This is a genomic window from Ezakiella massiliensis (assembly GCF_059862345.1).
The window spans coordinates 1-14669 of the sequence record NZ_JCBCEO010000002.1; the positions used below are offsets into that span (position 1 = coordinate 1).

The following is a 14669-nucleotide window of genomic DNA, read 5'->3' on the forward strand; positions in this document are numbered from 1 at the left end:
TAGCTCTAGGCATAGTTCTTAAAAATGAACCTAATTATCTATGGTAAAATTATAGATATGATGGATGGTTAATTTCCTATATTATACATTATTTTAAAATAAGCTCAGTTGTTCATAGCTATTATTTTTAGAAACTTGTTTTATAATATTTGATGATTGAATATTATATTTAGAACGTAATTTTAAAATAACTTTGTCTGTTTTAGAAATGTAACTGTTGTTTGGATATCCATCAATATATATTTTTTTATAAATTTCTAATAATTCAGGCTTATATTGACTAAGAAATTTGAAAAAAATGTTTTTTGTTTCTCCCTTTAAATTTAAATAATTATATTCGATATACTTAACCTTATATTTCTTTGCTAATATAAATATGTTTTCTAAATTCTCATAGCTATCTGTAAGATATGGTATTATCGGCATGATATGAATACCGAAATAGATATTTGAAAATTTGAATTTTTTTAAAATAGTTACTCTTTCTTTAAAAGAAGATGCATAAGGTTCTAGTATACTTAATAAATTCGAGTCAGTTGTTATTAGTGATATTGCTATATTTACAGAGGTTTGTTTAGAGAGATTTTCTAGTAGTGTATAATCACGAAGTATAAGAGATGATTTTGTTGTGATACAACAAGGAATTTTAAATATCTCTAAAGTTTTTATTATCTCAGGCATAATCTTTTGTTCATATTCTATAGGCTGATAACAATCTGATATGCCTCCAATATTTAAAAGGAAAGGTTTTTTTTTATTCAATAATTGCTCAATAAAAATTGTTTTGATATTTCTTTTAATGAATATTTTCTTACTAAAATCTCTGTTATTCAAATAGCGAGCAGTATATCGAGCGAAACAGTAGATACAATCGTGTTCACATCCTCTATATATATTTAAGTCGCTATCATAAGGTAAATTTTGATTGTTTATTTTTGTGTATGCAGATTTCGAATCTAAATATTCATAATTCATATTGTACCTCTTAAGTTAGTTGATTAATATTTTATTTTTTAGAAATAGGAATAATTTTTTAAATGTAGAATTATTTGTTAATACCATTATCGTTATTATTATGAGAAAGTTTATGTATTTCTTTACTATATTTAGTTAGTAGCTCACTGGTGTATTTTTTTTCACCAGGGTTATCCCTTACTTGTCTCCATAAAAATGATGCAATTTGAATTTTGTTGTTTAATAATTTTGTTTTTTTATCCTTGTGGAATTCTTTTAGAAAATTATTCCATTGATAGGTTTTATCCTCATTGGTAATTATTTTTTTTGTAGGATTTTTTTTTGAGTCAAGATACACTTCAATGAGATCTTTTACAGTTATTTCTAAGTCATTATTTTTTTCAGCATTTCTCAGTGTAGCCGCCATTTCTTTTGTGAATGAAAATTTTTTAACATTGAAATAGTCACAAAAAAACTTTCTTGCAATATGGTCGAATTTAAAACCATCTTGTATTAAACGAGTGTTTATAGTTATTTCTTTTGAAGTATTACTTAGTCGTTTTTGTGTGACTTTTAGTCTAGAATTATATACTTCTTTACCATTTAATAAATTAATTATTCTGTCTTGTAATTCAGCTTTAGTTCCATGTGTTGGAAGATTATATTCAGAACAAATAGCTTGTAGTTCAGTTTTATACCAGTAATGTTTTAGAAATTCTTCTTTACTTAAAGATTTGTTAAAATTAGGTCTATTAATAATTTTATTTTCCTCCTTTTGGTATTTAGTGATATAATTATATTATATCACTAAACTACATATAATTTCAATTTTAGTTATGTGTGGAACTGGCAAAAAATATATTCAATTCTCAATAGGTCATTTATGTAAGATAATTTAATCTTTGATAATAAACTGTAGCATAAATTAGGAATAGATAAAAGATTAATATGAGAGCTAACATTTAAATAAGAAACAAAAAATGAAGAGAGAAGATATATTTCTTAGTTAGTAGGCTTAAATATATAATTGTAATATTCAACACACAGTACAGATATAAAATTATTAATATTTCTGATAATCTGAGAAATAATAGGAAGTTTTTACGAATCATAACATGAAATCTTAAAATAAAATAGTAATTAGAAAAATACTTCTGCACAGAAAAAAGAAAATATAAGGATAAAACAAATATTTATATAAAAAAGGGTATAAAAGTAATAACAAATTGAGAAGTGAAAATATGGATATAATTGTTATTTTTCAACTATTATTACCATAAATTTAAAAAATAAAGTAAAAAACAGACAGGTGTAAGCATAAAAAAGATTTATACTTAGAGTTATATATAACTATTACAATATTTACAGGAGGAATTTTAAATTGGAAGGAACTATGAGAAGTATAAAATTAAAAAATGAGTATGAAAGATTGAATGTAAGTGATTTAATAGATGTACATCAAATATGCAAGGAAGAATTATTTTTATGGGGTTATTTATATCTTATTTTTAGAATGCAAGATGAATCTGTATTTATTATTTATAAGGACTATAAATATTTTATTAATGATGACGAAAAAAAATTAGAGTCTTACAAATTTGATAATAAAAATGAAACAAGTGATTTTTTGATTTATAATCAATCGGGAGAAAAATTATTAATAATACGTTTTTTAGATACTGAAATAGAATACAATATTATTAAAAAGTTTGATTATGATTTTATAAAAATACTAAATGAATATTTTTATACACTGTTGTCTGAGTGGGTAAATAAAGTAGACTTTTCAATAGAAAAAATAGAATTTGCTTCTTCTCCATTAGTACAATATGAATCCATTTCTTCTGTAAATAGTTATCCAAAAGAAACAAATATTTATCAATTATTTGAAAAGAAGATGAAATTAACTCCCGATAAGAAAATTTTTGTTGATTACGAAAACGATTACAAAAGGAGTGTAAGTTATATTGAATTATATAATTTAGTAAATAAATTAGCTAATATTATCGAAGATAGTTGTAGTAAAAACTCTATTATTGGAGTTTATTTAAATAGAAGAATTGAATTAATTGTTTCGTTTTTGGCTATTTTAAAAACAGGAAATATCTATTTGCCAATAGATGCAAGTTATCCTAATAGTTATATAGAAGCTATGTTGGAGGATGCTAAACCTACACTGTTAATAACAGATAAAAATGATTTGGGAATCAAGTATAATGTAATTAATATAAGTGATTTTTTTAATAATTATAAAAATGAAGTAGTTGAAAATAAACATGTTGTTAGTAAATCAATAGAAGATACAATGGCTATTTTGTATACTTCTGGATCAACAGGGAAACCTAAGGGTGTATTGATAAATGAAAAACAGGTTTTAAATAAATTTTTTTGGATGAAAGAAAATTATCAAATTGCATTTGATGAAGTATTTGGACAACGTTGTGCAATTTCTACAATTCCTTCGTTTTGGGATTTAATGGCTGGAATTCTTTTAGGCAAAAAAACTGTTATTATACCGGATAATATAATAAAAAATCCAACTAAATTAGCTCGATTCATTGATGAAAACCATATAACATTTATTACATTAAGTCCAAGTATAATACGCTTATTATGTAAAATAGATAATGCTGATAAGTATATGGAATCATTAAACTACATAATAACACTAGGTGAAAAATTTTTAAATGAGGATTATATACAATGTAAAAAAGTATTTAAGAATAGTGTAATAATTAATGATTATGGCTCAACAGAAACCAATACACTTTTATATGAAAATTTAATTTGTAATAATGAAGAATACAAATCTTTAGGGTTTAGCAGTATTAAAAATGTTAATGCTTATATTTTGGATGATAATTATAAACAGTGTAATTATTACGTTGTAGGTGAACTTTGCGTAAATGGAGATTGTATATATAATGGGTATTTAAATAATACTTCTTTAACAGAAGAAAAAAATAAAAAAATTTTTTTAAATGGTAAGATGCAGCATATATTCAAAACTGGTGATCGTGCCTATATAGACATGAATAATAGAATCCATATATTAGGGAGAAAAGATCATATTTTTAAAATACATGGAAAAAGAGTGGATTTAGAAGGAATAAACAATTTAATTATGCAACTAGAATTTGTTCAAGAATCTCTAGTAATAGGTTTGAATAGTACTCAGCAAATTGGTTGTATTATTATACCAAGAAATGGTATTAATATGGAAAATAATATAATTAAAAAGGTTTGCAATGGATTAGAGGGGAGAATACCAGATTATATGATTCCTACAAAAATTGTTATTGTAGAAAATTTTCCATTGCTTCCTAATGGTAAAAAAGATATTAAAACAATGGAACGCATTCTAACACAATTTCAAATAGGTTCCAATCAAGAAAAAATAGGTATTAAAGAAATATTTGAAAATGTTCTTAATCTCGAACTGAATGAATCTAATATGGATATAGAGTTTAAACATTTAGGTATGGATTCACTAAGTGCAATGAGAATTATTGATGATTTGCAAGCGTTTATCGAAAGAGATATTGATATTTCTATTTTATATAATTATCCAACTTTAAATAAACTCATAAATTTTTTAGAGAAAAGGATAGATAATGCTTTTGTAGAAAATAATGTAGAGGAATGTATTGAAAATTCTATTAACGATTTAGCAATTATTGGCGTTAGTTGTTTATTTCCAAATGCTAAAAATCCAAAGGAATTTTTCGATAACTTATTAGAGGGAAAGGTGTCTATTGTTAATAATTCAAGTATCATCAATACAGGCGATTTGAAAGAGTTTTCTAATTCACAGAAAATTTATCCATGGGGATGTTATTTAACTGATATTTATGATATTGATATGTCGATGTTTGATTTAACTAAAAATGAGATTGATACTATGGATTTAAGTCAAAAATTGTCTATTTTTGAGTCTTTTAGAGCTATTGAAAATGCGGGATATAAAGCTAATGATGATGCAATGAGAAATACTGGAGTATTTGTAGGTGCTCATTTAGAACAAAATAGTTTATCAAATTCAATTAATGAAATTTTAGGACATACTAACTCTCTAATTTCGGAACGAATATCATATTTATTCGATTTTCATGGACCATCAATGGTTGTAGATACTGCTTGCTCTTCATCACTAGTGGCTTTGCATGAAGCTTGTTTATCAATAAAAAATGGTGATTGTGATATTGCGTTAGTAGGAGGCGTAAATATTATAAGAGATCCGAAATTTTATTACAATACAGATAAATTAAATATTTTTTCTGAGAAAGGAAAGTTAAGACCATTTTCTAGCGAAGCAGATGGATTTGTAGCTGGTGAAGGAATCGGTTTTATATTAGTTAAAAAGTTTAATGATGCAGTTAGAGATAATGATTATGTATATGCAAAAATAAAGGGAAGTATGATAAATCAAGATGGAAGAAGCAATGGAATTACTGCTCCAAATGGGATGGCACAAGAAGAATTAATGAATAATTTATATAGTAAGATATCTCTTGATTTAGAAGATATAGATTATATTGAATGTCATGGAACAGGAACTAAAATTGGAGATATAATCGAATTAAATGCACTTAGCAACGTTTATAAAAGCAAAAAAAATAAATGTTTATTAGGTTCAGTAAAAGCAAATATAGGGCATCTGATTTATTCTGCAGGTATAGCAGGAATAATAAAATCATTAATGATTATACAAAATCATATAATACCAAAAAGTTTTGAAAGTTTTCCGTTAACACAAAAGTTTAATTGGGATGATTCAATATTTAAAGTAAATATTGATAACGAATATTATAATGATAATAAGCCAATATCTATTGCGATTAGCTCATTTGGAATAGGTGGCACTAATAGTCATTGTGTTTTGGAAGAATATAAAGAAAAAAAATTATCAGAAAAAACAAATAATTATTATGCATTTCCGTTTTACGCAACAAGCAAAGAATCATTGAGGTTATATAAAGAAAATTTTACAAAATGGAGTGAAGGAGAGAAAAAATACAATTGTGAGGATTTATCATATACTTTGATTAATCGAGAAAGTAAAGATAGAGTTGGGGAGATATATGTAGCAAATTCATTAAATATGCTTAACAAATTAATAAGAGCTACTTTAAATGATAATAGTGAATGTTATGAGGTTTTAAGTATTAAACAATATTCCGTATATTACATGGACAAGGATGCTTATAGTAAGGCAAATTTGATAATCGATTATATAAAAAATAATAATTTTTACTTTGAAGTGAACCAAAGTTATCATAAGATACCGATAATCAGCTCTTACAATTATATTCACAAAGAAAAGAATGATTTTAAAGAATTTGATTTATTTGAGTTGATCAGTAAATATACAAAGTTATCTGAAAAAGATATAGATTTACAATTGACTTTAGAAGAAAACGGCTTAGACTCAATAACTTTGATGAATATTAAAGATGAATTAAATGATCTGCACAATAAAGATATAACTATGTCGGAATTATATGAGTTAAGTGTACAACAGCTAATTCATAAAAAATTTTTTGAATTTAATAAGGGGAATAATGATATCATAAAATTATTTAAAAAGAATCAAATTACAGTAAATGAATTAAGTAAAGAAGAAATAATGGTTATTTATGAAGGTTTATTGAAAGGGGATATAAATGAATAATGTATACGACTTGTCAGATATACAACAATCATATTTGTACAACTACTTAACAACTGGGGCCAAGTCTTATACATATACTGAACATAGAGTAAATGTATTGGATTTGAACAGATTTGAAAAAATATGGAATATTATTATTAAAAAAAATCCAATACTAAGATCCAAAGTTGATTTAAGTAAAGGGAAAATATCAATAACTGATAGCTTCAATAGTTATATTGTAAATAATAAATATGATGAAAATATAAATGACAGCAGATTAATCGAAATTCGTAAGAAGATAAAAAAAATAGAATTTTATAAAACAACAGAACAATTATTTTATATTGAAGTATCATCTTTTAATGATGCGTGCATAATACATTTTTTATTCGATTCACTGATTATTGATGGAAGAAGTGCTAACACTTTATTTTGCGAACTATATAATGCATATTTTAATGATACTGAAATCTATACTTGTAATCATACTTTTTATGATTATGTAGAAAGATTAAAAGCATATAAATCCAAATCCACTTATTACGAGCGAGATTTGAAATATTGGAGTGGAGTTTTTAAAGATTCAAACTATTTCTTTTTGCCATCAATAGATACTTATGATGATAAGAAAGTTTACATAAAAAAAATAGATAAAAATCAGATTGAACAAAAGTTAAAAGATAATAAGATACCAAATACAGTATATTTTTTAGAAACTTTTTCAAATATGATACGAAAAATTTGCAATCAAAATGAAACATCTATTATTCTTACTTTAGATAAAAGAAAGCATTTTTTCGAAAATGTTGAAAAAATAATTGGACCATTTACTGAGACTATTTATCATATAATTCATCATAGAGAAAAAAATAATGATATTGAAAACTTATCATTATGTAAAAAAGAAGTAATAAATGAAATTGATCATGCTTCTTGTAATGGAATTGATATAGCTAGGGAAATTAGGGATAAGATTAGTTTACCAGTAGTATTCACATATAGAAAAGAGGAAAGTTATATAAATGATTTAGTAGATGAAATTTATCAAGATATTGAAACTGCAAATATTGCAATAGAGTGTAATATAACAGAGACGAATAATAATTTTATAATTCGATTATTCGTTATACCTAAATATTTAGGATGGGATTCGGATGATATTTTTAACTTCTATATATCACAAATTGAAACTTTTATTAAAATAGATTGTTTTAAAGGAGGAAAAAATACAATTTTGTTAAGTCCGTTACAAAAATATTATATTAGAGATAGAATCAAAGGAAATTATTCAGGGGCAATATTCAAGCAGTATTTATATTATAACAGCAATCATAAGGATAAAATAGTAAAAAAAATAAATAGTATATTATCATTGTATGACAATGTAAAGATTGATTTAAACAACGAAAGTTTGGAGAAAATTAATCAACCACTTGAAGTAGATGTAATTGAAATAAATGAATTAGTTGAATTACAACGATATAGAAGGCATTCAATTGATATGATTGAATCAAATACTGATAATAAAGGTTTAATAGTAAACTTACTATTTAACGATTCATTCATGATTTTACAAGTTGCAGCAGATATGGTTTACTTTACGGCGAATCAAATTCTTAAATTATTAATGCAAATTTTGTCAGCTTTTGAAGGAGAAAGAAATTGTAAAAAATATATAAAAAAAAACCATGAAGATAAATTTTATTCAAGAAATTTATTCTTTGGAATGGATAAATTGTTTATTAAACAATGTGTAAACTATAATGTTAATTATATTGAAGCCCTTGAACTATTAATAACATATCTTTTAAAAAAAATGTGTATTATTTCTAAGGAGATTGCTACAATCATTAGTTATAGTAATGAAAACAAAAAATATGTAGATAATACAAAGATTGATTATAAAAAGTTTGTGTTAGAGAATAATGATATAATTAACAATATAAAGAGCAGTAAATCAAATTCAATGATAAGTCCAACAGAGAATGAATTGGTTTTTACTGAATGTAGTTCTATAAATTTCGAGAAAATTTGTGAAGAAGATGAAAATTTTTCTTATGCTTCTACTCCTGATGTGGGGATTGATTGTCTAATATATAAAAAAGAAGATACTATTAATTTTGAGTTCAATGTTAATAAAGAATTTGTAGATAAATCATTACTTGATTTATTCATAATTGAGTTAAGAAATTTATTGAAAAATTATAGTTTAATAGATGAAAGGTGGACAAGAAATATGAATGAAGAAATTCTATATAGAAATATATTAAATAATTTCCAAAATAATAATGATAATTTACTAACATTTAATGATTACAAAAAAACAGTTTATGATTTTAATGAAACTAGCGAACCCTTTAATTCTTCTATGTTAATACAAGATTGTTTTTTGGAATCAGTGCGTAAATTTCCAGAAAATATTGCATTAAAGACAAATGAACATGAAATAAGTTATAGAGAATTAGATGATAAGTCTGACTTAATTGCTAAGTACATAGTTAATAACATAGAAGATGATGTTATTGGTGTATATATGAATAGAAATGAATATCTTATTTTTACTCTTTTAGGAATTCTTAAGGCTGGGAAAGCTTATTTACCATTGAATGTTACTGATCCAATTGAAAGAGTTTGTACTATTTTAGAAGAAGCACAGGTATATTCAATTATAATAAGTAGTAGTTATAGTAATATCTTTTCAAATACTGGATTTAATATTATATGTAGTGAAGAGTGTTGTATTAAACGAGATTATTTTGAAAAAAATTCATTTGAAGTAAATAAAGATAAAAGTTCAAGTGATTTAGCGTATGTGATATATACCAGTGGGAGTACTGGAAAACCCAAAGGAGTTGCAGTAAATCATAGAGCAGTAATTAACTTGCTTGAATGGTGTAAAACAAAATATAATTTTTGTGAAAAAGATAAAGTATTGTGTGTTAACCCCTTGAATTTTGATTTATCTGTGTTTGATATATTTGGCTTTTTATCTTTTGGAGGGACAATTTACTTATTAAATGAAGAAGATAGAAAGAATCCTTTTACCATAATAGATACATTAAAATCTGAAAAAATAACATTTTGGAATTCAGCACCAGCATATATGAATTTATTACTACCTATACTGAAAACTAATGGATATGTAATAAATTCATTAAGGCTAATATTTTTAAGTGGTGATTGGATACCTTTATCAATGCTGGATGAAACAAAAAAGCACTTCCCAAAAAGTACATTTATTAGTTTGGGAGGAGCAACTGAAGCTACAGTTTGGTCAAATTATTATCAAGTTGATAGGGTAGAATCAAAGTGGAAAAGTATTCCATATGGAAAACCAATTCAAAATTGTATGTACTATATTCTGGATGAAAATTTAAGTCCGTGTAAAATTGGTGAACAAGGTAATTTGTATATTTCTGGTGAATGTCTTAGTATAGGATACTATAAGAATAAAGGGTTGACAGATGAAAGGTTTGTATTAAATCCATTTTCTGAAAAATATAAAAAAATGTACAAAACTGGAGATATTGCTAAATATTTTGAGGATGGTAATATAGAGTTTATTGGTAGAAGTGATACGCAAGTAAAAATACGAGGATATAGGATTGAATTAGGAGAAATTGAGTCAGTTTTAAAGCAATATATGAAATGTAATTGCATAACTTGGCTCGAAAATGAAAAAATTATTGCATGTATTGAAAGTAAATCTATAAGTATGGAAGAAAAGAACAAATTACTAGAAAAATTAGAAAGTAAGCTTTCACCATACATGATACCTAATGAAATAGTAACTATGAAAGAATTTCCTTTGACTACAAATGGTAAATGGGATAGAAAAAAAATTGTGGGTATTATGAAAGAACGAAAAAGTAGCGTAAGTATTGAGAAAGATAATGATGAAATAAGCGAATTAGAAAAAATTATTCTAGAAGTTCTAGATTGTGAAGAATTAACCTCAATTTATTTAAATGATTTAAGTTTAAATTCACTTCAATTAACTTTATTAAGCACAAAATTAAATGAAAAATATAAGATAAAAATTAATCCAACTTTATTTTATAAATTTAAAACTATATTAGATATTAAACATCATATTGATTATAGTCTTTTAAAAGAAAAAGAGGAAAGCGATTATACAAATAAAGAGAGTGAATTACTAAATATTATACAAGATGTATGCAATGATTATGAAAGTGCAATCAATTTTAATACTAAATTTAATGAATTAAATATGAATTCATTGCAAATTTCCATTTTATGTTCAAGGATACTGAATGAATTTAATAAAAAAATAAATCCAGCATCAATTTTTAAATATGAGAATGTTGGAGATTTATATAATGACATTACTGATATTAGAGATAGTTTAGTTACCGAAAAAATAAACTATGAAAAATCTGAAATTATAGATTCTGTAGTCATAATTGGAATTGATTATGATTTACCAAAAGCTAATAATAGCAATAATTTTGAAGATACTGTAATTAACGGATTAAATGCTGTTAGAAAAATACCGTCTGAAAGATGGGATGTTAATGAAATTAATAGAAAATATAATGTAAATTCTAGTTTTGCAAGTTTTATAGATAATATAGATGAATTTGATCCAAAATTTTTTAAAATTTCTCCTAGAGAAGCAGAATTAATGGATCCAAGACAAAGAATTTTGCTTGAATCGACATGGAAATTAATTGAAAAATCGGGATATTCGAATGAATCTCTTAGGGGGAAAAAAATAGGTGTTTTTATTGCTGCAACAGGAGATGAATATTATAATTTATGTAGAGAAAGAAATATAAATATTTCTGAATTATCATTATCAGGAACTTCTAAAACATTGTTAGCAAATAGAATTAGTTACTATTTTGATTGGCATGGACCAAGTGAAGTAGTTGATACAGCATGTTCAAGTTCATTAGTGGCTTTACATCATGCAGTGGAAGCACTAAAGAATAATGAGTGTGAAATGGCAATAGTAGGAGGAATTAATATTATTATAGATCCATTGCCGCATGTTTCTCTTGAAAAAGTTGGAATGTTATCTAAAGATGGTAAATGCAAAACATTTAGTTCAACAGCTGATGGGTATGGAAGAGGGGAAGGATATGGATTACTTTTATTAAAGAAAGAGAAAGATGCTATAAATGACAATGACAATATTTATGCTAAAGTAGCATCGACGATTACAAACCATGGTGGAAAAGCAAATTCACTTACTGCACCAAATCCAAACGCACAAGCAGAGTTGATTTATAGTGCTTTAGTCAAAGGAAATATCGATTTGAATGACTATAGATATATAGAGTGTCACGGAACAGGAACACAACTTGGAGATGCAATTGAAATAGAAGGAATTAAAGAAGCGATAACTCAATATTCTAGAAAATACGAAAATTATTTCGGTAAAAAAATATATCTTGGAAGTGTAAAGAGTTGTATAGGTCATTTGGAAGCTGCTGCTGGGATTGCCAGTATTATAAAAACTATAATATGTATGAATAATAGTCTTATTCCTAAAATGCCTTTATATGGAAATCTAAATGATAAGATAGATTTGTCTGATACAAACTTGATTATCCCCAATAATCAGATTGCTTGGGACGATAATAAGAAAATAGCAGGGATTAGTTCTTTTGGATTTGGTGGTACAAATGCACATATAATTCTAGAAAAAGACGAAATTAAAGAAAAAATAATAGATAATCATGACGATAGCATATCTAATACAGTATGTTTTTCTGCACCTAATGCGGATAAGTTAAAAGAATTTGTAGTGGAAATTTATAACTTTCTTTGCGAAAATACACAGTACTCTATTAAAGAAATTGCTTATACATTATCAAGAAGAACTGAGTTTGAAGAAAGGCTAGCTTTTATTGTTAATTCAAAAACAGAGTTATTAAATAAAATTAAAAAATATTTAGAAATGGGAAGTAAGGCAAATGATTTATATTACGGAAATATTACAAAAGATCAAGATATTACTTCTAATGTTAAGGTGATAGATAATAATAAATTGTCAGATCAAGATTTAGCTCAATTATGGTGCTGGGGAACAATAAAACTTTCAAAATTAGTTTCTAATGATTACAGGATTATTCCATTGCCAATAGTAGATTTTTCTAATAAAAGCTTTTGGATTGATAAGTTTAATAGAAAAACGATTATAGATAAAATTGGGACATTATGTATAAGAAAGGATAACATTATTATAAATAACCATATTATAAATAATAAAAAAATAGTTCCTGCTGCCATGTATATAGAATATATTTTGAAAATATCAAAATCAATTCCATTAAAAATTAAAGATATGACATGGCAAAAGGAAATTTCTGAAGATATGTTACCGGTTAAATTAGAAATTCATAATAAAGATGATGTAGAATTTGTATTAAATAATCAAGCAATGTGTTCTTGTAGGATATCAAAAATTCAATTGGAAAACACAGTAATTGCCCCTTACGAAAATGATTATAATACTCTAAATAAAGAAAAAATTTATAAACTATTTAGAGATAATGGAATTGCTTATGGTGATTTATTCAAAACAATAAATAGGGCTTATATCGGAAATCAAAGAGTTATTGCTTATCTAGATGAATATCTGATAGATACAGTGTATCTTGATGCAATGTTCCAATCGGCAATGTTATTAAATAGTAGTTATAATTCTGACATATTTTTGCCTTTTTCTGTGAATGAAATAAATATATATAGTAATATAAATAATGGCAAAAGAATAATATGTGAAAAAATATCGGATAATAAAAAAATTGATTTCTATAATATTTATATGGTAGATGACAGTAATCAATTAATATGTGAGTTTAAGTGTTATAGTGGAGTAAAAAAAAAAAGTAAAAATTACGAGATAGCTTATGAAGAGTATCAACCTATTATCTTTAGTAGTTCAACTCAAAGGATAGAAAATGTTTTTGGATATATGTCTTCCGATTATAGAGGATTTATTAATTTAAATAGAGAACAGTTATTTACATTAATAAAAGACAATAGATTCGATTGTTTTAATTTGTTTTATGTATATAAAAATCAAATAACTCCATTAGAATTTTTCAGGAATATTTTTGATTTATGCAAAATTGCAAATGAAAAAGATTGCAAGATAAATTTACTGATTGTTCAAGAAACTAAAAATAAGTTGGATAATTGTTACATTTCTTCAATAATCGGATTTGCTAACTCATTAATTAAGGAAAATCATAGTATTAATATTAAATTGTTAAATATGTCAAATATTAATATCGATAGTTTACATCATTTATATTCGTATTTATTTGAATCAATAAAAAATGAATTTAAATATGATGTAACAAACAATAAACTATATGTAAAAATAATCCGAAAATATAGTGGTAGTTATAATTTTATGTCTATAAAAAATCAAGGAGTATATGTGATAATAGGAGGTGGAATAATTTCAAGAAAAATCGCACAAAAAATCAAATCAGATGGCGGACTTCCCATAATTTTATCTAGAAAAAAAGTGAAGGAATATAATTCTTATATATTGGATGCCAGAAATTATAATTTACTATCTAATGTATTTAAGGACATAGTAAAAAAATATGATTCAATAGATGGCATATTTAATCTTGCAGCCATAACAAAGGATAAACTATTTTACTTTAAAGAATATGAAGAGTTTTTAGAAGTTTTGAATACCAAAGCACTAACTACAATTAATATTATTAGATGTGTTAGTGAAAATAAATTTTTTACTGATTTTCTAGTAAATTTCTCATCTCTTGTATCAGTTTTTGGTAATATAGGTCAAACAGATTACTCTATGGCTAATAGATTTTTAGATAATGCATGTTATTTGAAGTCGCCATATATAAAGAAAATTAGAACTGTTAATTGGCCATATTGGAAAGATGGTGGTATGAGACTTTCAAATAATCAGATAGGTAAAATGATTGAAGAAACTAAACAACACCCTATATCTGATGAAGATGCATTAAATATATTATTTGGTTTAGAAGCTATTGATTTGACAGGGAATGAAATTATTTTTTTAAAAAATACATTAAAATAATAT

4 protein-coding genes and 1 pseudogene are annotated in these 14669 nt (G+C 25.0%); 2 read left to right on the forward strand and 3 right to left on the reverse strand.

The genetic code is table 11. The annotated features are described in order from the left end of the window. Positions 1-93: 93 nt before the first annotated feature. The 3 genes and pseudogenes from AC6FXG_RS02985 to AC6FXG_RS02995 all read right to left on the reverse strand — a co-directional run. Positions 94-975, reverse strand: a complete 882-nt coding sequence (locus AC6FXG_RS02985) for an SPL family radical SAM protein (RefSeq protein ID WP_500571510.1) — start codon at positions 973-975, stop codon at positions 94-96. Between the two features lie 70 nt (positions 976-1045). Further along, positions 1046-1381, reverse strand: a complete 336-nt coding sequence (locus tag AC6FXG_RS02990) for a hypothetical protein (RefSeq protein ID WP_500571511.1) — start codon at positions 1379-1381, stop codon at positions 1046-1048. 189 nt (positions 1382-1570) lie between these two features. Next, positions 1571-1744: pseudogene (locus AC6FXG_RS02995) on the reverse strand (SAP domain-containing protein); the annotation flags it as partial. A gap of 591 nt (positions 1745-2335) precedes the next feature. Here AC6FXG_RS02995 and AC6FXG_RS03000 point away from each other — a divergent pair. Together AC6FXG_RS03000 and AC6FXG_RS03005 are read left to right on the forward strand one after the other, a co-directional pair. Continuing rightward, positions 2336-6625 carry a beta-ketoacyl synthase N-terminal-like domain-containing protein gene (locus AC6FXG_RS03000; protein WP_500571512.1) on the forward strand — a complete coding sequence of 1430 codons (4290 nt, stop codon included), beginning with the start codon at positions 2336-2338 and terminating at the stop codon, positions 6623-6625. Further along, positions 6618-14666 carry an amino acid adenylation domain-containing protein gene (locus AC6FXG_RS03005; RefSeq protein ID WP_500571513.1) on the forward strand — a complete coding sequence of 2683 codons (8049 nt, stop codon included), beginning with the start codon at positions 6618-6620 and terminating at the stop codon, positions 14664-14666. Before AC6FXG_RS03000 ends, AC6FXG_RS03005 begins: the two co-directional genes overlap by 8 nt. Positions 14667-14669: the final 3 nt, after the last annotated feature.